21 protein-coding genes are annotated in these 21,611 nt (G+C 35.1%); 6 read left to right on the forward strand and 15 right to left on the reverse strand.

Features of this window, described 5'->3' with window-relative positions; genetic code table 11:
* Positions 1-113: 113 nt before the first annotated feature.
* The gene (locus tag VK161_RS06875) at positions 114-1,079 is read left to right on the forward strand and encodes an OmpA/MotB family protein (protein ID WP_324214028.1); all 966 of its coding nucleotides are present in this window, start codon (positions 114-116) and stop codon (positions 1,077-1,079) included.
* 70 nt (positions 1,080-1,149) lie between these two features.
* Here VK161_RS06875 and VK161_RS06880 read toward each other — a convergent pair whose 3' ends face one another.
* Positions 1,150-1,758 (reverse strand): phospholipid scramblase-related protein, encoded by a 609-nt coding sequence (locus VK161_RS06880; protein WP_324214029.1) that lies wholly within the window; start codon positions 1,756-1,758, stop codon positions 1,150-1,152.
* Between the two features lie 159 nt (positions 1,759-1,917).
* Between VK161_RS06880 and VK161_RS06885 the strand changes: the two genes are divergently transcribed.
* The gene (locus VK161_RS06885; RefSeq protein ID WP_324214030.1) at positions 1,918-2,958 is read left to right on the forward strand and encodes an NADP(H)-dependent aldo-keto reductase; all 1,041 of its coding nucleotides are present in this window, start codon (positions 1,918-1,920) and stop codon (positions 2,956-2,958) included.
* A gap of 42 nt (positions 2,959-3,000) precedes the next feature.
* Here VK161_RS06885 and VK161_RS06890 read toward each other — a convergent pair whose 3' ends face one another.
* The 7 genes from VK161_RS06890 to VK161_RS06920 all read right to left on the reverse strand — a co-directional run bounded on the left by VK161_RS06890 (position 3,001) and on the right by VK161_RS06920 (position 10,202).
* The gene (locus VK161_RS06890; RefSeq protein WP_324214031.1) at positions 3,001-3,474 is read right to left on the reverse strand and encodes a hypothetical protein; all 474 of its coding nucleotides are present in this window, start codon (positions 3,472-3,474) and stop codon (positions 3,001-3,003) included.
* A 201-nt stretch (positions 3,475-3,675) separates the two neighbouring features.
* Positions 3,676-5,088, reverse strand: a complete 1,413-nt coding sequence (locus VK161_RS06895) for a PQQ-dependent sugar dehydrogenase (RefSeq protein WP_324214032.1) — start codon at positions 5,086-5,088, stop codon at positions 3,676-3,678.
* A 127-nt stretch (positions 5,089-5,215) separates the two neighbouring features.
* Positions 5,216-6,853, reverse strand: a complete 1,638-nt coding sequence (locus VK161_RS06900; RefSeq protein ID WP_324214033.1) for a DUF4139 domain-containing protein — start codon at positions 6,851-6,853, stop codon at positions 5,216-5,218.
* 135 nt (positions 6,854-6,988) lie between these two features.
* Complete coding sequence (locus VK161_RS06905) at positions 6,989-7,615, reverse strand: hypothetical protein (protein WP_324214034.1); 627 nt, start codon at positions 7,613-7,615, stop codon at positions 6,989-6,991.
* A gap of 46 nt (positions 7,616-7,661) precedes the next feature.
* A complete protein-coding gene (locus tag VK161_RS06910) occupies positions 7,662-8,822 on the reverse strand; it encodes a vWA domain-containing protein (protein WP_324214035.1) in 1,161 nt (386 codons plus the stop codon).
* Positions 8,823-8,840: 18 nt separating this feature from the next.
* On the reverse strand, positions 8,841-9,449 hold the full coding sequence (locus VK161_RS06915; protein ID WP_324214036.1) for a rhodanese-like domain-containing protein: 609 nt from the start codon (positions 9,447-9,449) through the stop codon (positions 8,841-8,843).
* Positions 9,450-9,464: 15 nt separating this feature from the next.
* Entirely contained in the window at positions 9,465-10,202 is a 738-nt protein-coding gene (locus VK161_RS06920; protein ID WP_324214037.1) for an SIMPL domain-containing protein, read from the reverse strand.
* A 152-nt stretch (positions 10,203-10,354) separates the two neighbouring features.
* On the opposite strand from VK161_RS06920, the gene VK161_RS06925 reads away from it, so the two are divergent.
* Entirely contained in the window at positions 10,355-12,172 is a 1,818-nt protein-coding gene (locus tag VK161_RS06925; protein WP_324214038.1) for a tetratricopeptide repeat-containing sensor histidine kinase, read from the forward strand.
* Between the two features lies 1 nt (position 12,173).
* Complete coding sequence (locus VK161_RS06930; RefSeq protein ID WP_324214039.1) at positions 12,174-12,914, forward strand: LytTR family DNA-binding domain-containing protein; 741 nt, start codon at positions 12,174-12,176, stop codon at positions 12,912-12,914.
* Positions 12,915-13,251: 337 nt separating this feature from the next.
* Here VK161_RS06930 and VK161_RS06935 read toward each other — a convergent pair whose 3' ends face one another.
* The 7 genes from VK161_RS06935 to panC are packed head-to-tail and all read right to left on the reverse strand — an operon-like array spanning position 13,252 to position 19,027.
* Positions 13,252-13,773 carry a hypothetical protein gene (locus VK161_RS06935; protein WP_324214040.1) on the reverse strand — a complete coding sequence of 174 codons (522 nt, stop codon included), beginning with the start codon at positions 13,771-13,773 and terminating at the stop codon, positions 13,252-13,254.
* An 8-nt stretch (positions 13,774-13,781) separates the two neighbouring features.
* Positions 13,782-14,243, reverse strand: coding sequence for a hypothetical protein (locus tag VK161_RS06940; RefSeq protein WP_324214041.1), 462 nt, complete (start codon positions 14,241-14,243; stop codon positions 13,782-13,784).
* A gap of 15 nt (positions 14,244-14,258) precedes the next feature.
* Positions 14,259-15,620: a DNA repair protein RadA gene (gene radA / locus VK161_RS06945; RefSeq protein WP_324214042.1), complete on the reverse strand. Its 1,362-nt coding sequence runs from the start codon at positions 15,618-15,620 to the stop codon at positions 14,259-14,261.
* A gap of 28 nt (positions 15,621-15,648) precedes the next feature.
* Positions 15,649-16,800 carry an alpha/beta hydrolase gene (locus VK161_RS06950; RefSeq protein ID WP_324214043.1) on the reverse strand — a complete coding sequence of 384 codons (1,152 nt, stop codon included), beginning with the start codon at positions 16,798-16,800 and terminating at the stop codon, positions 15,649-15,651.
* Positions 16,801-16,846: 46 nt separating this feature from the next.
* Positions 16,847-17,809 (reverse strand): lysylphosphatidylglycerol synthase transmembrane domain-containing protein, encoded by a 963-nt coding sequence (locus VK161_RS06955; RefSeq protein ID WP_324214044.1) that lies wholly within the window; start codon positions 17,807-17,809, stop codon positions 16,847-16,849.
* Positions 17,810-17,813: 4 nt separating this feature from the next.
* Positions 17,814-18,164: an aspartate 1-decarboxylase gene (gene panD, locus VK161_RS06960; RefSeq protein ID WP_324214045.1), complete on the reverse strand. Its 351-nt coding sequence runs from the start codon at positions 18,162-18,164 to the stop codon at positions 17,814-17,816.
* Positions 18,165-18,178: 14 nt separating this feature from the next.
* Positions 18,179-19,027, reverse strand: coding sequence for a pantoate--beta-alanine ligase (gene panC / locus VK161_RS06965; RefSeq protein WP_324214046.1), 849 nt, complete (start codon positions 19,025-19,027; stop codon positions 18,179-18,181).
* A gap of 106 nt (positions 19,028-19,133) precedes the next feature.
* On the opposite strand from panC, the gene VK161_RS06970 reads away from it, so the two are divergent.
* Together VK161_RS06970 and VK161_RS06975 are read left to right on the forward strand one after the other, a co-directional pair.
* On the forward strand, positions 19,134-19,937 hold the full coding sequence (locus VK161_RS06970) for a glycogen/starch synthase (RefSeq protein ID WP_324214047.1): 804 nt from the start codon (positions 19,134-19,136) through the stop codon (positions 19,935-19,937).
* A gap of 14 nt (positions 19,938-19,951) precedes the next feature.
* On the forward strand, positions 19,952-21,601 hold the full coding sequence (locus VK161_RS06975; RefSeq protein WP_324214048.1) for a DUF4270 domain-containing protein: 1,650 nt from the start codon (positions 19,952-19,954) through the stop codon (positions 21,599-21,601).
* Positions 21,602-21,611: the final 10 nt, after the last annotated feature.

A 21,611-nucleotide genomic window follows, 5' to 3' on the forward strand; every position in this document is an offset into this window, starting at 1 on the left:
TCACATTTAAATTGTGAATAAGAATGTCAATAACAATCCATTTTTTAACTAAAAGTGCGTGTTTTGATGGGTTAAATTTGGACTGAACCCCAAAAATCTTAAATTTTTAAAAAATGATAAAGAAAATTACAACAGGAATTTTGATTCTTGCCCTGTCCACATCGTGTGTTTCAAAAAAGATTTACAACGATTTAGAGAACAAATTCACCGATTTAAAAAAGGAGAATCGAAAATTAGCGGATGATAATGAAGAATTATTGAAAGCAAAAACCAAATTAGAAAACGATGGCGTAGCGTTGAAAGCTGATTACGACAAAGTAAAAGCCGAGCGCGACAAACTATTGGCGGATTATGCTGCTTCACAAAAAAGCTTGAAAACACTACAGGATTCCTACAATGCTTTAGAGAAAGACAGTAATGAAGCTTTAACATCGAACATCAATAAAAACAGAGAATTATTAGCGCAATTGGAAGCCAAAGAAAAAACCTTGGCCGCTGAACAAGAGCGTTTGAATAAGTTGAAAAAAGACTTAGAATCGAGTTCACAACGTTTGAGCGAACTCGAATCGATGATGGCACAGAAAGAAGCCGGAATGAAAAAACTAAAAGAAACCTTATCCAAAGCGTTGAATGCTTTTGAAGGAAAAGGATTGACCATCGAACAAAAAAATGGTAAAGTTTATGTTTCAATGGAAAACAAACTGTTGTTTCAAACCGGAAGTTGGGCTGTTGGTGTTGAAGGGAAAAAAGCAGTAGTCGAATTAGGTAAAGTGTTGGCTCAAAACCCCGATATTTCAGTGTTGATTGAAGGCCACACAGACGATGATAAAATCCTTGGAAATATTGGTGGCGGAATTGAAAACAATTGGGATTTATCGACCAAAAGAGCGACTGCAATTGTGAATATTTTGTGTGAGATTAGCGGAGTGAAAAAAGACAATCTTACAGCTGCTGGTCGTGGAGAATTTGCTCCAATCGCCGGAAATGATTCGCCAGAAGGAAAAGCCAAAAACAGAAGAATCGAAATCATTTTAACTCCAAAATTAGACGAAATTTCTAAAATGTTGAACGAGTTATAAGATTCAATTTAAACAATAAAAAAAGGTTCAAAGTGTAATTGCTTTGAACCTTTTTTGGTTATGAATAGTTTTACTTGTTGTTTTTTAATACCATGTCAATCGTAATGGCACACGAAACAATCGCCACTTTATTAGTGTCTTCAGCATATTCAGGCACTATCGCCACATAGTATTTATCTGCTCTAGTAAAAGCTTCTTTCATCAATCCGCCCCATTTTTTATTGATGGTTCCGATGGTGTTCTGATTGGAGTCTGTAATCTGAAAATCCCATGCTTTCCAATCACCTTTGATTACTCCAATAATCGCATCGGAAGAATTGCTAATGGTAAAAGTGGGTTTGAAAAATTTAAACTTTTGTTTGATGGTTCCAATCACATTTTCGTTCGCATCAGAAATAGTCACTTTACTCATCCAAAATGTCCAACCTCTTCGAATAGTTACTAATAAATCATTGTCCATATCTCTTACTTCCAATAAAAAAGGAAACATGGCTTTGTTTAAAAAAAGACGAAGAACTTTGTGCCAACCCGTAATTTTTTGATTGATAACGCCTACTTGCTGTGCGTCTTTATCATAAACGTTATACGTGTTACCAAATTTGAAATAATTTACTTTTTCATCGATAAAATAATCATTGGATTCGAAAAACTTCGGAATAAAAGGAGAATGTTCAGACATAATTTTTTGGTGTTAAATGAGGTGCAATAATACCATTCTCAAGATAAAATAGCTATTTTTTTGTGTGAAAATAAAATTAAGTCTTGTTTAACAGCTGTTACTGTTTGAATTCATTTTTGAAACTGTATTTTTGCTTTCCAAAATAACGACAAAGAGAACATGAAATTTAAAACTCTTCCCCATACTGCTCTACAAGTGAGCGAAATTTGCCTCGGAACGATGACGTTTGGCAATCAAAATTCAGAATCCGAAGCGCATGCACAATTGGATTATGCAATTGAACGCGGCATCAATTTTATCGATACAGCCGAAATGTATCCGATAGGAGGAAATGCTCAGATTTTTGGGAGTACAGAGCGTTATATTGGAAGTTGGATTCACAAAATCGGTCCATCTGAAAGAGAAAAATTGGTGTTGGCAACTAAAATTGCTGGACCCAATCGCGGCATGGAATACATTCGTAAACCATTGGATTTTTCTAAAAAAAGCATTCATGAAGCCGTAGAATTAAGTTTGAAAAACCTGCAAACGGATTACATCGATTTATATCAAATGCATTGGCCAGAACGCGTGATGAACATGTTTGGCAAGCGCGGTCTAACCGAAATTGATACACAATGGCAGGATAATTTTTTTGAAGTACTGTCGGTTTACGGTGGATTGATCAAAGAAGGTAAAATCAAACACATCGGAGTTTCCAACGAAAATCCGTATGGCGTGATGCGTTTTTTACAGGAAAGCGAGAAACACAATTTACCTCGAATTGTTTCAATTCAGAATCCGTATTCATTATTGAACCGTTTGTTTGAAGTAGGTTTGTCTGAAATTTGTATGCGCGAAAATGTAGGATTGTTAGCCTATTCACCCCTAGGATTCGGGTTTTTGTCAGGAAAATACTTGAATGGTTTTCCGGAAAATTCACGTTTGAAATTGTTCCCAAACTTCACTCGTTATACTAATGAAAATTGTTATAAAGCAACGCAATTGTATAAAAATTTAGCCGAAGCCGATGGTCTGACTTTAGTGCAATTGGCCGAAGCTTTTGTGCACCAACAATCGTTTGTTACATCGACCATAATTGGTGCTACTTCATTGGAACAATTGAAAGAAAACATCGATGCTTTTGATGTAGTATTGTCCAAAGAAATTCTTGCTGAAATTGAAAAAATTCAGGAATTGCATCCGAATCCGGCACCTTAGTTTAGTAGTTGGTTTTTTTCAACGAAAAGAGAGAAAATTTGCTTATGGAATACTAATGGAAAAATCTACTTTTTTATATTGAAGCAGATTATTTTCGATTTTTTCACCAGAAAGAGTATTGCCAACGGCTTTTTTAACGATGTAATTTTCGTAAATATTGAATTTACTAACAAATTCAAAAGGATGTATGCAACTTAACCTATAGGCACTGAAAAGATTTGTTTCGTTTGGAATTAATTCAAAATCATAGGACATTATTGATTTTTTCCGTTTGGAATTTTTATAGACATTTAATGTAACCTTTTTGTAACTCTCATTTTCATCAATAGTTTTGAACTCGAATAAATATTTCGAATACCAATTTTCATTGATACCAGACAAATCGGATGTGTATAATAAAACAAATTCATCATCATTTATATTGTAGGATTTTATATTTTCTACTTTGAAATAATGAACTTTTTTATTGTTGTAATCAAAAATCTTACCTTCGTAAGAGTCTTCAAGTTTGAACAATTTTAAACAATAAGTATCATTTTTAGAGTTAGTAAAACACAATATTTGTCTTTCAGTTTGCTTGTGTTTTGTAGAGTAAATTATCATAGTGTCAAACTCAAATTCTTTAGCATTTACTAGAGAAAAAAACAAAACAAGAAACAGTATCGATATTTTTTTCAAGCGACAATTCTTTTTTGATTTAAACCAACATAGACAATTTTATTCTACAACCAGTTTACTGCTGTACTTATTCCCATCTGAAGCAATCACAGTCACCAAGTACATTCCACTCGATACATTTTCAATTGAAAGTGTATTTTCTTGATCGATTTCGGCATTTTTAGAAAGCAATAATTTTCCAGAAAGATCATACAATTCAATAGTGGAAGCTGTAATATTCGTAGAGCTTTTTACAACAACAGAATTTTTAGCTGGATTGGGAGCCATTGAGAAACCTACTTTTTCAAACTCAGAAACCGAAAAACTTTGGTCTATTAATTTGTAAATAATACTTCCGCTGGAAACGTATAATTCACCGTCTTTATCTTCTCCAAAAGCAGGAATTAAAAAAGTTGAATTGTACGCCCAATTGATGGTTCCGCCCGAAGTGTCAAGCAAACCAATATCTCCCGTACAATAATCAGCAAATACGTATTTATTCAATAAATTAGGATACAAACTTCCCGTATAAACATAACCTCCGGTGATTGAACATCCTCCTGTAGCAGTGTGAGTGTATTGAGAAATAGGCATTGTCATTGTTGAAATGGCTGGGCAACCTCCTGTGCTATAAGCAACATTTCCTTCGTAGCATTTCCATCCAAAATTCAATCCAGTATTGGGTAGCGGTGATGCCACTTTGTTGATTTCTTCAACCTCGCCTTGACCTACATCACCAATCCATAAATCACCATTCAAACGGTTGAACGTAAATTTCCACGGATTACGCAAACCTCTAGCCCAAATTTCTTCTTTTCCCGCTTCAGTGACATACGGATTTGTAGATGGGAAACCATAATTCAATGAACCTGCAATGGTGTCAACATCTATTCTCAGAATTTTCCCTAAATAAATTCGGGAAGGATTCGCCGTAACATTAGCATTCGTCAAGCTCAAATTTTGAGCGTAACCTTGCGGATCGCCACCATTTCCGCCATCGCCCATGCCAATGTACAAATAACCATCAGGGCCAAATTGTATGGAACCGCCATTGTGATTCGAATAAGGCTGATTGATAGTCATCAAAATAGTTCCTGTAGTATTGGCAATATTTGGATTAGCACTTACTCCGTAACGAGCAATTACAGTGTTTCCGGCTGTATTGGTATAGTTTACAAAAAACAATCCGTTGGTAGCATAATTGGGGTGAAATGCCAAACCTAGTAAACCTCGCTCACTTCCGGTGCTAATTAAGGTAGATAAGTTCAAAAACGGAGTTGCATTTACGGTTCCATTGGAATTTAAAATTCGGATTAACCCGCCTTGTTGTACCACAAATAAACGCGAATCATTAGCTGGATGTGCAATAGCAATAGCGTTGTTGAAACCCGTTCCGAATGATTGCAAGGTTAATACTTGAGCGAACGAAAGGGATGATAATAGCAGAGCGCTAAAAAGTAATAGTTTTTTCATAGCATTGAAATTTTAGTTAGTAGTATAGTTGATGTAAATTTATAAAAATTTAGCAAACTATTTCATAGATAATGACTTAAAAACAAAACACCCTAAAATCATCCGACTTTAGAGTGCTTGAGTTAGGCTACAAATTATCAATTATCTTGTCTTTGGGATATTTGACTTTATAGCTGATCCTTATTTTCTTGGTCTCGTTAGGAGCGAGTTTGAGTTGCCAAGTTAAAATTCCGGTTTCGGTATTGACTTTGGCTTTTCCGTCGTCCAGCAATTCAACAGTAATTTCTTTATCGGTACTCAACGGGTATTGATCTTTCAACAGTAAAAAAGCTTCTTCTTTTTTGTTGTTACGAACGGTCAAATCGTAGGTAAACACTTGTTCTTTGTAGGATGATAAAAACTTAGTTCCCGATTTATCCACCACTTTTTCACGCTTGATGGAGATTTTTTTGTCTCTTCCCATACTCAAATTCAAAGTGTCTGCTGTTTGATTTGGGTTGATGGTTGTTTTGCCTACGTACATTCCTTCAAAAATAATGTTGGCTTCTCCTGGCAACAAATTGTATTTCGAATAATCACTGATTTCAGCCAATAAAAACGCTTCTTTATCTACTCTCGGAACCGCATAGTATTTATAGGTTGCAGGCAAATCGATTTCTTTTAATGTTACACTGTGTACTTTACCGTTGGATAAAATATCGTACGGAATATCGATATCAAAGGAAACATTGAGTTGGTTTTCGTTGATGGTGGTGTAGTTTGAAATAGATGATTCCTCTTTGTACTTGTCATCTTGTTCTGCAGCTACATAACCATTAACTTGTACTCCTGATACTTTTGACTGAATAGTATTTAAGAAGTTAGCATTACTAATTGTTTGTGGGTAATTATTGTAAGGATTCCCATACCTCAAAAACCAAGCATTCAAAATTGGCGCTACATTACTTTGATTTGGGTTTCCGTTGGATAACGTCAGTTTTACTTTTTTCCAATCAATTCCTGAGTTTTGGACTACTTGCGCTTTGTACATCATATTGATTGGATTTTTGATGCTTTCAGCACGTAAATCGTAAAAAGGTGTCCACGAAGCCGAATTGGAAATGTAGTTAATATCCAAATTTACAATTCCAGCCACATCATTCATCACTTGCAAAATCAATTTTCCGTTCGAAGTTTTTTCTTCGTTTTTGGTGTTGATTTCTAGTTTGCTTTTCAACCGATTTAAGGTTTCATTGAATTTGTTTTCTTTTTCTTGAAGCGAAGTTATGGCATTATTCAATTCACTGCGTTTGGCTTTGTAATAATCAACCATTTTGATGAGTTCGGCCACACTCAACCCCGAATTTTGCCCGGCAACCAGTTGGTTTTTGTCCAATAATTCGATGGTTTTTGAGTGCGATGTTTTTTCAATTTGAACTTTTCCGATTTCCTTTTGCATCAGCGAAATGCTATCGCGTACTTTCTTGATGGTCGGATTGCTTTCGTCAATTTCAAACTCCGATATGTAATTATTGGTAAACTGAACCGACAAGATCGTAACCGAATTAGGTGCGCCAATTTGTACCGTGCTTTCGTTCAATGTATTGGCTACATTTTTAACGACTACTTCACTGGTTCCAGCAGGCAAATTGACCGAAGCCGTTTGTGATAACTCGGCCACATTAAAATACACAGTAGCGGCTTTTACTTTAGCAGCCGTAAAAATGGGTTTTTGGGCAAACGAAATTGCTGAAATCCAAAACAGAAATAAAACTAATTTTTTCATACAAATGGTTCTATAGTTTGAAAGAGGATGATTTTAGGTTAAAGGTTGGAACGTAATTAAAAAAAGAAGTAAAAACTACAATTTCATTACAAAATTGTAGTTTCTGGCAGTCACCTTTTATAACTAATTATTCATTTAAAAATTACTTTCTTTTTGTGAAACACTTCCAATCATGAATGATTTCGAACTTAAAAGTGCTCTTGAATTTCTAATTTCTTCTTTTACAACGCCTTCTTTTTGAATGTAATTGGAATGTAAAAAATACAGTTTTGATTGGTCTTTGATGATGAAACCCGTGTGAAAATCAAGTCCAACAATAAAAATTTCTTCTTTATTTCTTCCGTTCAGATACGTTTCAACCTGTTCGATTTTGGAAAAATGTTTGATGCTTTTTGATTCGCATAAAGTTTTGATCATTACTGAAGAAACCTGTTGCGCCAACTGTATTCGTTTCAGTTTGATTCCGAAATCATCCAAAACTGTAGTGACAAAATAGCCACAAGCGATGGTTCCGTTTTGAGGCGTGCGCGTTGTTCCGTTAAAATCCCATTTCGTTCCCATCCAATAATTAGGAACATCGGTATTAATGAATGTAAAGAAACGATCTTGTTTTTCTTTTGCATCTCCTTTGAAATTTTTCAACTCCTCTTTCAACTCTGCATAAGGTTTGAGTTGCGCTTTTTCAGTAGTTTCATCAGAAATAGTTTCTCTGCACGAAAATTGAAATAACGACACCAAAACAATTAAAAGGCATTTTTTCATAAGCAGTGAAATCAGCGAAAAGGAATTCATAAGTATAACTTTAAAATTACTTTTCTATTGTATAGCCTTTGCTTTTTGCCAACGTCAAAATAGAACTGCTGATGGCGTTTCCTAAATCGTCTTGAGACTTGTTTTTCTTGGCTTCGGCATCAATGTATTCTTGGCGTTTTTTAGCTAAATCACTGATTTCTTTCTGAATGGCTTCTCGTTCTTTTGCTTTTTGAATCACATAAGCTTCAATTTCGGCTTTGCTTTTGCCTTGCAATTCTTTTGGTAATTCGTCTTTTTTTAGATTGGCAATCGCGTTTTTGTCTTCTTTTACTTTATCCACTAAATCCCAACTATCATTCCGGTACGCGCCTTTTGACTTACTCACTACGCGTTCGGTCATGTTGGCATAGGATACACTTTCGGCGTTTTTATCTTGCGCTGCTTGGTTCATTTTCTTCATTTCACCTTCACGACCATAACTGATGTAAGTCGCGTTGATTTTTTCGTTGCATTTCGAAATTTTGTCATCAAAAGGAGTAACGATGTATTGAACTGCCTGATTGGAATCAATATTGAAATACTTGCCTTTTCCAACATCGGCACCATCTTTCCACAGTAAACTTATGCCTTCGCTTTGATTGCCACAATATATAGTATTGATGTAAATATTGTTTTTTAAAGCGTCGCTGATCGCTTCTTTGTAGTTGATTCCGCCTTGATTAAACGCTTCATTTCCCGAAATGTAAATCAGTTTCATCGTGTTGGAAGCCGTTCCCCATTTCAATTGTTTGGTCGCGTCCTGAATAACCGCACCGCAATACTCAGAACCGCCATTGGTGCGAAGTGAAAATAATTTCTCAGAAATCAAATCCAAATCGGTGGTCAAAGCCGTCACTTGTCGGATGTAATTGGATTGACTCGATAAACCGTCGTTACCGTATTCATACAATGAAATTTCGATAGTTGGCGTTTTACCCGAATATTTCAAGGTAGTCAATGTATTTACAATGTTCCACAAACGCGACTTGGCTTGCTCGATCAATCCGTCCATACTATTGGAAGTGTCTAACAATAGAGCCACTTGAATTTTAGTATCTTCATCGACTACAGTTGTGGTTTTGGCTGATGCAATTTCAGTTGGTTTGTTAGTGTTGTTGCAACTTGCAAAAGTGAATGAAGTTGCCAAAAGTGCTGTGATTAAAAAGGATTTTTTCATGGTAGTGTTTTTTTAGTGTTATTGACGTACGTCTGTTCCTTCGAATACTAATTTTGGACTGAATACAGAGATGAATTCGGATAACTCATACACATTGGTATATCCGTAACCATAAAGGTTGATGAAAGTTGGGATGTTCAATGCTAAAGTGAGTTCTTTTGCCGGTTCGAATTGGATTTGCTGTACAGGAAGTTGCCCAATGGACTGTTTGGATGAACGATTGGTAGCCGTTGGTAATTTAAATATTGGCTTCGGAACATAAGATTTGGTAGTAAAATTGATTGGATCATCACCAAAATTGTTGTTGCAATAAATCAGAATTCGAGTATTCGGATCCGGAATGAGTCGCGCCAAATTATCTTGAGTAAAATCGGAGAAATTCAAGTGAATAGCGCCTTTTACATGTTTTCTGTCGTACATTTCTTTCGAACGCGTGTCTAAAATAACAGTGTTACTTTCTTTAGAATAAAGATTGAATGTTTTCCAATCAATCAATCGGTTTTTACGATAAAGATTGACTTCTTTAGTCAGTTTTTCATAATCATCAAAATTCACTTTTGATGGAGTTTGAGCGTTGGCATTGGAACTCATGAGTCCGATGAAAAGGATAAAAAATAGTGGTTTCATACGTTTATTTTTAAGTTATTTAATTTCAAATTTTGCTTTTACTTCAAATCGAAGTTTAATTTCATTAGAGTTTTGTACTCCAGCATTACTATCCACACCCACATAGGAAGAATTTACATATGAATTACTGGTAACATCTTGCAACGTTCGTTGATTGTAATACCATGGATTTTGATTGACTTGCGGCACATTTTCGGGTAATTCTTCTACCGAAAGCAAACCGCCAATTTCTTCTCCCACACTTTCCAACATATAAGTTGCTTTTTCTTTGGCAGCACGCATGGCTTCTTTTTTTATTTCTTTACGAATGCGTTGCACATCAGAATGTGAGGTTTTGGTAACGCGAATACTTTGTACCCATTTTACCTTTAAATCTTCTGATAATTTCAAAAAGTTGGTTTCTTTATTCAGTTTTAAATTAATGGTTTTGGTTAAATATTGATCGTGTCTTTCGTGCCAATACCAGTACCAATACCATTGATTATTGGTGTTTTCGAGCACTAATTTTTTGGTGTCAATTTTATTGTTTTCAAGTATTTTGTAGAACTCACTTTCAATATCATCCAATTTGAATTTTTTGCCGTTGCCATTGTATTCTGTTAAAATAATTTCCAAAACAATTTCATCAGGTTGTAGTTTAATTTCGGCACTTCCGGTAACTTCAATGAACTTTTTTTCTTGATTTTGACTGTTGCAACTCATCGATAAACAACTAACGAGTGCAATAACAATTAGGTTTAATTTTGATTTCATATGGATTGGTTTTTGTTAGATTACACCACAAACGTACCCATAGAATGAACTAGTTTTTTGCAGAAAGGGTGAAACGGTGTTTTGACTTGGTGAAAGGAGTTGTAAAAGCATTTTAAAATGATTTACTTTACAGTATCAATTATTTAGAAGGTATGCGTCGGATTATAAAGGTGATTTTGTCTCTGTTTTTGTTGTTTTTGCTTCCGATAGAAGTGAAAGCACAAGACACTATTGTGGAACAAAAGCAACAAAAGAAATCCAAAATCAATCAAGCCGCAACACAATTAAAGAATTCACTCGATGTGAATGATGAGGTGCGAATTGCCCAAGGTTATGAAGCTTTAGCCAAAGGGTTTCTGGATAAAGGCGATGTGGCCAAAAGCGAAGAATACCTTAAAAAAGCCTTGCAAAGTTATTCCAAACTCAACCGTAAAAAAGACGTGGCACGAGTTACCCGAAGCCTAGCCAAAAGCCAGGAAACACAAAATAAAATTAAGGAAGCTTCTACCAATTATAGAGCGGCTAGTGAATTGTCTCCAGATAAAGAAATGGAGCAAATCAACTCGAACGATTACAATCGACTGAATAATTCCAATACTTTGGTTCAAGATGATTATCTGAAATCAAATATTGAACTTTTTGACAAGAAAGAAAAGAAAGAAGAAGTGGCCGATTTGTATGTTCAGAAAGCCGAAAACAGCGTAAAACGCAACGACAAAGTAGACGCCATTGAAAGCTATCAACAAGCCATTAAATACGTAAAAGACAAGCCCGAAAAAGTCATACAGCTGCAAAATGAGATTGCCAAAGTCTATGCCTTAGACAATCAGTTTGATAAAGCGCTTTCCATCAATCAAAAATTATTGGATGAAGCCGTTCAAAAAAGTGATTATCAAACTCAGATTACCCAATTACAGTCGCTTTCGTCTATTTTCTTCCAAAAAAACGAACCTGAGAAAGCCATTGCATTGCTCAAAAAAGCCTATCAATTGGCGACCAAAAAAGGAAATACAGCCGAAGTCAAAAAAAGTTTAACTGCTTTGTTGAACTATTATAAAAACAATGGCAACGACAAAGAAAGCATTCGTTTGTACGACGACTTTTTTCAGAATTTTGATCGAATTGTCGAATCCGATACTTCATTAATCGACCTTAAAACATTTCAGATTACAGAGAGTAAAATAGAACAATTAGAAAAAGAAAAGCAGTTGAAAGACGAGCTGATTTCACGAAAAAATACCTTCAATTATTTTCTTATTGGAGCGATTGTACTTTTGTTACTCTTTTTCGGATTAATCGCCAAAGCTTTGTTTGCCATCAAGAAAAAGAACAAAGAAATTGCGTTACAGTCGTTGCGACGTGAGATGAATCCGCATTTTATTTTCAATAGTTTGAACAGCGTAAACCAATTCATATCACAAAATAAAGAGTTGGAAGCCAACAAATACCTGACTTCCTATTCTAATTTGATGCGCAACATGATGGAGAATTCCAATAAAGATTTTGTGTCGCTGACCAATGAAATCAGCCAACTCAAAAAATACTTGGATTTAGAACATTTGCGTTTTCAAGATCAGTTTGATTATGAAATTTTGGTAGATGAAAATTTGGATACCGACGCTGTTTTTATTCCCAATATGATCATCCAACCGCATTTGGAAAACGCCATTTGGCATGGTTTACGGTATTTGGAACACAAAGGTCGTTTGTTGCTCCATTTCAAAAGTGAAAACAACAAAATAGTGGTTCTAATTGACGATGACGGAATTGGATTAACACGAAGTAAAGAACTCAAAACCGTCAATCAAAAAGTACACGAATCGCGTGGTTTAACCAATACCAAAGAGCGAATTCATCTGTTGAATGAATTGTACAAACACAACATTTCATTTGAAATCAATGAGAAAAAAATACCACAAACCGGGACTATTGTTCGAATAGAACTGCCCATTATTAATAAAGTAGAGTAGCATGCAAAAAATACGAAGTGTCATAGTTGAAGACGAAACTGCGGCTCGCGAAGCACTCAAAAATTACTTGAGTAAATACTGTCCGCAAGTAGAAGTCATTGGCGAAGCCCAAAACATCAAAGAAGCCGTTCCGTTGTTGCATGAAACACTACCGCAATTGGTTTTTTTGGATGTAGAAATGCCGTTCGGAAATGCTTTTGACGTGTTGGAAGCGTGTAAAGACTTGCAATTTGAAACCATTTTTGTAACCGCTTTTTCCGAATATTCGTTGAAAGCATTGAACCAAAGTGCGGCGTATTATTTGCTAAAACCCATTAGTATTGAAGAATTAATTGTGGCTGTGAATAAAGTCCAGCAACACATCATCAACAACGAAATTTTCAATCGCAATAAAATCATCGTAGAAAATTTCCGCGAAACCAAACCTGAAAAACAACAGGTTATTTTACCCACTTTAGAAGGTTTTGAAGTCGTAAAAATGGAAGAAATTGTGCGTTTGCGTGGCAACGGAAATTTTACTGATATTTATTTGTCGAACGGTAGTAAGAAAATGGTATGTCGCTTCTTGAAGCATTTTTCTGAGTTGCTACCGTTTCCGTTCATTCGCGTACACAAATCACACATCATCAATGTGAATTTTGTGAAATCGTACAATAAAGGTGGATTTTTAATGCTGCACGATGCCACCGAAATTGAGGTTTCTCCAACCTACAAAGACGAATTTCTGCAAAAGTTTAAGTAGAATTTTAAAATAATTAATCGAGTTTGATGTAACCTATTAACTACTAATTACTAGGTTAAAAGGAATGTATATATCGATAATAATCTGTTTTTGCCACGAATTCACAAATTAATATACATAACTATTAAGAATTAGTTCATCTACGATGAATATTCGAATTAAATCAAATTGTTACAATATAAAATTCGATAATTCGTGGCTGAAAAATAAATTTGCAGATTAACCTCACGCAAATTAGACTTAAACATATAGTCTTTTGTGCCTTTTGTGGTAAAAATCATCAACACAAAAGTCACAAAAGTTAGTTTTGAGAAAATTTTGTAGGTGATAAATTCAATTATTTTTTGCTTTCTAAATTAACCAAAAGCAGTTCTACTTCTTTTTTCTGCTCGGCATATTTCTGTTGCAATTCGCCGTCTTTTTCCATTCGATTGTAGTACAGTAAGGCTTTTTCTGCGAATAATTTTTTATGAAAATCGCTGGCTTCGGGTATTTGCGGGTATATTTTATGAAACAACATCTCGTAATACGCTTGCCACTCGCGTTCGTTTTTATCCTCCAATTTAACATTAGGTGATTTTTGAATTACGTGAACCATTTCGTGCGCAATCAAATTGAGCATCATGACCAATTCAAATTCGAATGCATTCTCAGGAATTCGGATGATTTGTGGTTCGCCTATAACTCCTTCAGTGGTCAAAACAATCATTGACGGCAATGCACGATCTCGCAATTCGAAACCTTTAAAATTAGGATGATGCAAACCGTATTCTTTCAAAATAAATTCGGCTGCCTGAATGGTTTCTCCCAATTCATGAAACGTGTTTACATGTTGTAAAATGGATTCAAACGACTTCATCACTAGTGTTATTTAGATTTACTTACATCCAAACCAATGTGAATAATATTGGGTAAATAATCAAAATGAAACGAATGAGTAACCGAAATTTGATGTTCCCCTTTTGATAGTTTTGCTTGCGACGCTATAGTGTGTTTTAAGTCGCAAATATCGCCTGCGCAATCACCCAATTCCTTTCCGTTTTCATCTTTGAATTTAAAATCAACTGGAATATTTTCTGAGCTTCCATCGGGTTTTATCCATTTAAATGAAAGCGGAGCGGAGGCAAATTGATAATCGTAAACATGACTTAAATTAAAAGTCACATCGTACAATGAAGCGTCGTCATCAATGGTGAAAACAAAAGAATTGGAACTCTTTTTTAACCATTGGTTTTTTGGGAAATCATGACCTTCATTGTACACCGATGAGTCGTTGCATGAGATCATTAATAGAAACAAACTAATTAGGAAAAAGTATTTTATTTTCATGGAAATAGTTTTAAATTATCCGAAAAGTTCGCTGGCAACATCTTCAATTTTGGCTACCAATTTGATTTCTATTAACGGATTTTTGATGGAAATCTTGTTGTATTTCGAAACAAAAATGGTAGAAAATCCTAACTTTTCGGCTTCTTGAATGCGTTGATCTACACGATTTACTGGGCGAATTTCACCCGAAAGTCCGACTTCTCCAGCAAAACAAAATCCTTTATCTATGGATATGTCTTCGTTGGAAGAGAGAATTGCGGCAACCACGGCCAAATCAATGGCTGGATCATCTACCGAAATTCCACCAGTAATGTTCAGAAACACGTCTTTTGCACCCAATCGAAAACCAGCGCGTTTTTCTAAAACAGCCAAAATCATGTTCAATCGTTTGGCATTGTAACCTGTTGTGCTGCGTTGCGGAGTTCCGTATACTGCCGTTGAAACCAAAGCTTGAATTTCGATCATTAATGGTCGCATTCCTTCTAATGTAGAAGCGATTGCGGTTCCCGAAAGTTCTTCGTTTTTATGTGAAATTAATATTTCAGATGGATTGGAAACTTCGCGTAAACCCGAACCTAGCATTTCATAGATTCCGAGTTCGGCAGTTGAACCGAAGCGGTTTTTTAATGAACGCAAAATACGATATACATGGTTTCGATCACCTTCAAATTGCAAGACTGTATCGACCATGTGTTCCAAAATTTTGGGTCCGGCGATGGTCCCGTCTTTGGTAATGTGACCAATTAAAATTACGGGAACATTGGTTTCTTTGGCAAATTTAATGAGTTCGGCAGTCGTTTCTCTGATTTGTGAAATGCTTCCAGCAGACGATTCAATAAAATCTGTATGTAAGGTTTGAATGGAGTCGATGATGACAATTTGAGGTTCGATTTCCTGAATTTGTCGGAAGATATTTTGGGTTTTGGTTTCGGTTAAAATGTAGCAACGATCACTGTTGGGGTTGATGCGTTCGGCGCGCATTTTGATTTGCTTTTGTGATTCTTCGCCCGAAACGTACAAGGTTTTATAAGGTAATTTTAGCGAAATTTGAAGCAGTAAAGTACTTTTTCCAATTCCGGGTTCGCCACCTAAAAGAATTAAAGAACCGGGAACGATTCCGCCGCCTAACACCCGATTAAGTTCGCCATCACAAGTATCCATTCGAACTTCTTGAGTAGCGTCAATTTCTTTAATTAATAAAGGTTTGGTAGCTTTTTTTACTGAAGCTGTTTCGGTTTTCCAAGCTACTTTTTCTTCCTTTTGAATGATTTCTTCAACAATAGTATTCCATTCTTTACATGAATTGCATTGACCTTGCCAGCGCGCATATTGGGTTCCGCAATTCTGACAAAAGAACGAAGTTTTGATCTTGGCCATTGTATGATTTTATGCTAAAAGCTGCTGTTTATTTTTTAATTTGTCGACGTAATTCGTCTGCTTTTTCGAGCATCATGTCTTTAGTCAAGTCGCCAATTGGTTCCATAGTAAAGGCATTTTGATACGATTTTGCAGCGCGTTTGAAATCTTCCGTTGCCTCATAGTAACGTGCCATATAATATTCACCCAACATAGTTTTTGGGTAGTATTTGTTGGCAACTTGAGCCAATTGTTCGAATTCATTCATAGCTTTGTTTTTCACAATCGCAGCTTCAATGGCTCTAAAATCGTTGATTCTAACCGGAGTTTTGATGCCAAGAGTTTTTTCAGAAAGTTCGTATTTGTTTCTTAAGTAATCAACATAACCCGATTCGAGTTTGACAATTTTTTCTTGAAATTCGGAAGTTGAAATAGGTTGGTAGGTAGAAAAGAAATGATACAATGCTTTTGGAATAGAATGCAATACCAATGAATAGTGAGATGAGTTTGGCACTTCATCAAATTTGTAGTACAAATGATCGTTTTTAACTTCGCTGATGTTTTGGTTGAGTACTTTGGTGGCTTCTTTCATTTTCTTAACATCTCCATCGGCTACACTTAAATAGTAGAACACGTTTTTTTCCATAGAACTCAGACGATTGGGAACGTTTACTTCCATTCCGACAGGCAATTCAGGACTAATAGAAATGTATCCGTTAAAAAGTGGAGTGTCTTTATAGAGGAAAAAGTTCAAAAATCCAGCGGTTAAATCATGGCCGGCAATGACTTTAAAAGGAGCATATCCGTATTTGTTTTCCATGTAAGGCAAAACATCGCCACCAATGAATTCGAAGAAACTCGCGCCTCTTCCTTCGGGTAAACCGGTTTCTTTTTCAACTGTGCAATCATCAAAACGTTCGTCGTTTTTATTCTGAGAAATACCTACGATAATCATCTCGGGTAAATCATCCCAAAAATTTCCGTAAGAAATTGCACCTTGAAACGGTTGCATTAAATAGTCGCCGTCTAATAAAACCAGTAACGGATAAGTTCGTTTGGAGTTTTTGTCGAATGATTCGGGTAAAGAAATGAGAATTTCTCTTTTTTCTTTTAAGCTTTTCGATGTAATAGTATCGGTTATGATTTGGGAATAGCTAACAGAAGATGCTACTAGCAACAGTATCAGAACTATTTTTTTCATAATTATAGTGGTTGAATGAGTTGAAAAATCCAAGCAATATAATAATTTATTTTCTATTTAAGATGGGAAGTAGTAAATAACAAATTAATCCCAAAACGATGGTAAGTAAAGTTTGTGAAACCCAAACTAAATAACCAAAAGCGGTTCCAACATCTTCTGGGATTCCATAAAGGACAAAAATCAAGGAAACAGCAAGAGGATAAGCGCCAATTCCGCCATTAGTAAAACCAACGGCCAAGCTACCAAATATGAATCCCATTATAACTACATCAAACGGAATGTTTACGGTTTCTTCAAGTGCAAAAATGGCTACATAAAACATTGCTAAATAGCAAATCCAGATCAGAAACGAATGAAGTATATACCACCATTTTTTCTCCATGTGGTACACACTCATAATTCCTTCGGTTAATCCAGAAAGCTTCTTTTTAAGTTTTTTGATAATACTCCATTCGGCATAAATCCAGATTAAAATAAAAACCACAAAAAGAACTATCCCGATGAGGCTAAAATACAAGATGGAATGTAAGGTAATGTCTTTACTAAGTAGGAATTTGTACAAAGTGTCAAATTGCAAAATGAATCCGATTATTACAAATATGAAAAACAGCATTAAATCAACTATTCGCTCGGCAACAATAGTTCCGAAGGCTTTGTCAAATGGAATGTTTTCGTATTTTTTTAATAAGGCAGCACGTGAGATTTCGCCCGAACGCGGTATGCTTAAATTGACCAAATAGGAAATACAAACAGTGAGAAAGTCATTCTTAAATTGTGATTGATAACCCAAATGATTGAGGGCAAATTTCCATCGATAGGCTCTAAACCAATGACCTAAAATAGCGATGACTAGTGAAAGATAAATATAATTGTAATTGGCTTTTTGAAAGCTAATCTTTATTTTATCGATTTGATCGGAAGTTAGGGTTGTATATTGATAATAAATGATGCCAACTCCTATCAACAAAGGAATTAAGAGTGTCAGCCATTTACGAGCACTATTTTTCAAGAGATTATTTCAATAAATTGTTAGTTTCATCTGGAAAAACTAACCAAGGCTTGAACGTTTTAGCTTCTTCAAAATCTAAGGTAGCATAAGAGATGATAATGATAATATCACCAGGATGTACCTTTCGTGCTGCTGGACCATTCAAAGTAACTTCTCCCGAATTTTTGGCGCCTTTGATAGCATAGGTTTCAAACCGTTCTCCGTTATTGATGTTTACAATGGACACTTTTTCTCCTTCAATAAGGTTGGAAGCTTCCATTAAAGCTTCGTCGATAGTAATACTACCGATATAGTTCAAATCTGCGCCAGTTACTTTGACGCGATGAATTTTTGATTTTACAACTTGAATTTGCATGGGGCAAAGTTAAATTAATTTAGTGAAATAGTATCAATCAATCTGATTTTGTTAACAAAAACAGCGATAAAAGCGCGGTATTTTTTGGTTTTACTTTTCCTTTTACAAGGCAATAACGTGGCTTCATCGGCAATTTCAAAATACTCTAACTCAAAAGTTGTATTGTTTTGAAAGGCTTTTGTAACAAATTCAGAAACCTCCTTAGCAGATTTCGTGCCAAAAAGAGATTGGGCTTTTTTAATGGTTTTGTAAATGATTGAAGCTTGGTTTCGTTGTTCTGTGGTTAATCGTTCATTTCGAGAACTCATCGCCAATCCGTTGCCTTCTCTAAAAATAGGACAGCCGATTATAGTTACCGGAATTTTTTCTTTTTCTACTAGTTTTTTTACAATTTGTAATTGCTGAAAATCTTTTTCGCCAAAATACGCATTGTTGGGTTGAACAATTTCAAATAAACGTTTAACCACCGTCCCGACACCATCAAAATGACCAGGTCTGAATTTTCCTTCCATTTGATTCTCTAAACCATCAAAATTATAGTGTTGTGAAGTTGTGTTTCCTTCGTAAATATCCTCAACTGTTGGGGCATAGACTATAATTGAATCTGAGACACTTTTGATTTTTTCAATATCAGTATCGAGTGTTCTTGGGTATTTTAATAAATCATCAGGATTGTTAAATTGGGTTGGATTAACAAAAATACTAATTACAGTGATTTTGTTGTTATCTAATGATTTTTTGAGTAACGATAAATGACCATCGTGTAATGCTCCCATCGTTGGAACAAACCCAATCGAAGTGTTGATTGTGCGTAGGTGCGATAAATGTTGATTCAATTCGGCTTTTTTGCTAAAAATCAGCATGCTTTTTTTATTAAAATAGGGTACAAACTTACTACTTTAGTAAATAACTGCATAAAATTTTGTAATTTTGCCTGTTTTTTATTTCCAATAAACAAAAAAATACAATATGGAAGACAAGAGGATATTATATGTATCATCTGAAGTGGTGCCTTATTTAGCAGAGAACGAAGTTTCTTTAATGTCGTATGAAGTGCCAAAAATGATCAATGACTTAGGCGGACAGATTCGAATTTTTATGCCTAGGTATGGAAATATAAATGAAAGAAGACATCAATTACATGAAGTAATTCGGCTGTCAGGGATGAACTTAGTGGTTAATGATCTTGATATGCCTTTAATCATCAAAGTGGCATCCATTCCGAAAGAGAGAATTCAGGTTTATTTTATTGATAATGATGAATACTTCAAAAGAAAAGCAACATTTTCTGATGAAGACGGAGTTTTGTACCCTGACAACGATGAAAGAGCTATTTTCTTTGCCAAAGGAGTGGTTGAAACGGTGAAAAAACTCAATTGGGTTCCCGATATCATACACGTTCACGGTTGGATGGCAGCTCTATTGCCTATTTACATGAAGCATTATTACAAGAATGAAGCACTATTTTCAGAAACAAAAATTGTGAGTTCGATTTACAGTCAGTCATTCGAAGGAACTTTAGACGCTGAAATGATCAACAAAATTAAATTTGATGGGATTCCGCAAGAAGCCATCAGTGAGATTGAAATCCCGAACTATGAGAATATCTTAAAAACCTCAATTACTCATTCAGACGGAGTTATTATTGCTTCAGAAAACCTTTCGCCAAGTTTAACAAAATTTATAGAATCTTCAGGAAAACCTTTTTTACCTTTCGCCTCTCAAGATGGGTTTGCTCAGGCTTACACATCATTCTATAAAAACATATTATAATAGTAGTTACTAGCATGAAATTTAACGCATTTTTTAAAACAGTTGTTTTGTTATTGACCATAGGTTTTATGGTTTCTTGTGATAAAGATTTTAATGAAATTGGAGCCGACTTAATTGACGACATCCACTATGATTTTGATAAACAAGAGTTTTCTGCTTTGGCTTACAATGTTTCAACTGGTCCAGTTCAAACCAGTAATTTGCCAATCAATTCTTTAGGTTATTATAAGAATACTGTTTTTGGAGCTACAACTGCTTCTTTTTTAACTCAAGTTGAATTAGCTTCTGCCGACCCAAAATTTTATGGGCGATTCAATACAGATGGTGTAACCCCGAATCCGAATTTTAAAGTTGATTCAGTTTATATTCACGTGCCTTATTATTCTAATTTGGTGAGTACAGACGCTACTACAGGAGATAGTACTTATACCTTAGATTCCATTCACGGACAAGACAATGAATTGAAATTAAGCGTATACCGTTCTCAATATTTCTTGCTTGATTTAGATCCTACCACACAGTTGACTGAACCACAACGTTTTTACAGTGATCAGTCTAATATTATGGCCTCTACAGTTTCGAGTTCGAGTAATCTCTTGGGGCAAAACAATGGTTTTAAATTTTCTCCTAATCAAATCAAATTTTTAAAGACCGATTCAAGTGGCAACATCATTACACCAAATGTAGTGAGACAGCGTTTAGCTCCTGGAATTTATATGGATTTGGATGCAGAAAAGTTTAAATCGGCTATTTTTTACGCTCCAGATGGGAAATTAGCAGACAACAATGTTTTTAAAGATTATTTTAAAGGGATTTACTTCAAAGCAGAAAATGTTGCTGAAAAAAATGCTTTAGCTCGTTTGAATTTTGCTCAAGGTAAGATAACAATTGTGTATCATGGTAAAGATTCTGAGTCAGGAACAGAATACAAGCGAAAAACTATGGTTCTTAATTTAGCGGGTAACTCGGTTAATTTATTTGACACTAATTATGTGAATCCAATAACTGCCAATCCTATAACAGGTGATGAAAGACTTTATCTAAAAGGTGGGCAAGGGTCGATGGCAGTGATTAATATTTTCGGTCCTGATTCTGACGGAGATGGTGTTGCAGATGAATTAGAAGACATCAAAACCAAAGGATGGCTTATCAATGAAGCTAATTTGGTTTTTAATATTGATAAAGCAACTATGGAAGGCGTTTATGGGTCAACTGACTCAGATGACAACGTTGAATTTGAACCTAATCGAATTTTGCTGTATGATTTGAACAATAAAAGAGTATTAGTTGATTATTCTTTTGATATCACAACAAACACATTTTATCCAAAATTTAATAAATTTGTTCACGACGGAATTATTAAAATTGAAAATGAACGTGGTTCCCAATACAAAGTTCGACTAACCAATCACATTAGAAATCTTGTGAGTAAAGATTCTACCAATGTAAATCTTGGTTTGGTAGTCACTGAATCAATAAACAATGTTAGTAATGTGAAGCTAAAAAATAGTTTTACTGCTTTTGGAAAAGAAGTGAAGTATATTCCAGCGATGTCTGTAGTAAGTCCGTTAGGAACTATTTTATGGGGGAATAACATTCCTGTGTCTCATCCAGATTACAACAAAAGACTTAAATTAGAGATTTATTATACAAAACCTGATTAATTGATAATAC

The sequence above is a fragment of the Flavobacterium sp. genome, assembly GCF_035299245.1.
Lineage (GTDB): Bacteria > Bacteroidota > Bacteroidia > Flavobacteriales > Flavobacteriaceae > Flavobacterium.

Excerpts from the sequence above, each read along its gene's own strand:
- radA (WP_324214042.1), bottom strand. The coding sequence starts at position 15,620 with ATGGCCAAGATCAAAACTTCGTTCTTTTGTCAGAATTGCGGAACCCAA.
- VK161_RS06915 (WP_324214036.1), bottom strand. The coding sequence starts at position 9,449 with ATGAAACCACTATTTTTTATCCTTTTCATCGGACTCATGAGTTCCAAT.
- VK161_RS06935 (WP_324214040.1), bottom strand. The coding sequence starts at position 13,773 with ATGAAGTCGTTTGAATCCATTTTACAACATGTAAACACGTTTCATGAA.
- VK161_RS06880 (WP_324214029.1), bottom strand. The coding sequence starts at position 1,758 with ATGTCTGAACATTCTCCTTTTATTCCGAAGTTTTTCGAATCCAATGAT.
- VK161_RS06885 (WP_324214030.1), top strand. The coding sequence starts at position 1,918 with ATGAAATTTAAAACTCTTCCCCATACTGCTCTACAAGTGAGCGAAATT.
- panD (WP_324214045.1), bottom strand. The coding sequence starts at position 18,164 with ATGCAAATTCAAGTTGTAAAATCAAAAATTCATCGCGTCAAAGTAACT.
- VK161_RS06950 (WP_324214043.1), bottom strand. The coding sequence starts at position 16,800 with ATGAAAAAAATAGTTCTGATACTGTTGCTAGTAGCATCTTCTGTTAGC.
- VK161_RS06910 (WP_324214035.1), bottom strand. The coding sequence starts at position 8,822 with ATGAAAAAATCCTTTTTAATCACAGCACTTTTGGCAACTTCATTCACT.
- VK161_RS06940 (WP_324214041.1), bottom strand. The coding sequence starts at position 14,243 with ATGAAAATAAAATACTTTTTCCTAATTAGTTTGTTTCTATTAATGATC.
- panC (WP_324214046.1), bottom strand. The coding sequence starts at position 19,027 with ATGCTGATTTTTAGCAAAAAAGCCGAATTGAATCAACATTTATCGCAC.
- VK161_RS06970 (WP_324214047.1), top strand. The coding sequence starts at position 19,134 with ATGGAAGACAAGAGGATATTATATGTATCATCTGAAGTGGTGCCTTAT.
- VK161_RS06875 (WP_324214028.1), top strand. The coding sequence starts at position 114 with ATGATAAAGAAAATTACAACAGGAATTTTGATTCTTGCCCTGTCCACA.
- VK161_RS06930 (WP_324214039.1), top strand. The coding sequence starts at position 12,174 with ATGCAAAAAATACGAAGTGTCATAGTTGAAGACGAAACTGCGGCTCGC.
- VK161_RS06925 (WP_324214038.1), top strand. The coding sequence starts at position 10,355 with ATGCGTCGGATTATAAAGGTGATTTTGTCTCTGTTTTTGTTGTTTTTG.
- VK161_RS06920 (WP_324214037.1), bottom strand. The coding sequence starts at position 10,202 with ATGAAATCAAAATTAAACCTAATTGTTATTGCACTCGTTAGTTGTTTA.
- VK161_RS06895 (WP_324214032.1), bottom strand. The coding sequence starts at position 5,088 with ATGAAAAAACTATTACTTTTTAGCGCTCTGCTATTATCATCCCTTTCG.
- VK161_RS06905 (WP_324214034.1), bottom strand. The coding sequence starts at position 7,615 with ATGAAAAAATGCCTTTTAATTGTTTTGGTGTCGTTATTTCAATTTTCG.
- VK161_RS06900 (WP_324214033.1), bottom strand. The coding sequence starts at position 6,853 with ATGAAAAAATTAGTTTTATTTCTGTTTTGGATTTCAGCAATTTCGTTT.
- VK161_RS06975 (WP_324214048.1), top strand. The coding sequence starts at position 19,952 with ATGAAATTTAACGCATTTTTTAAAACAGTTGTTTTGTTATTGACCATA.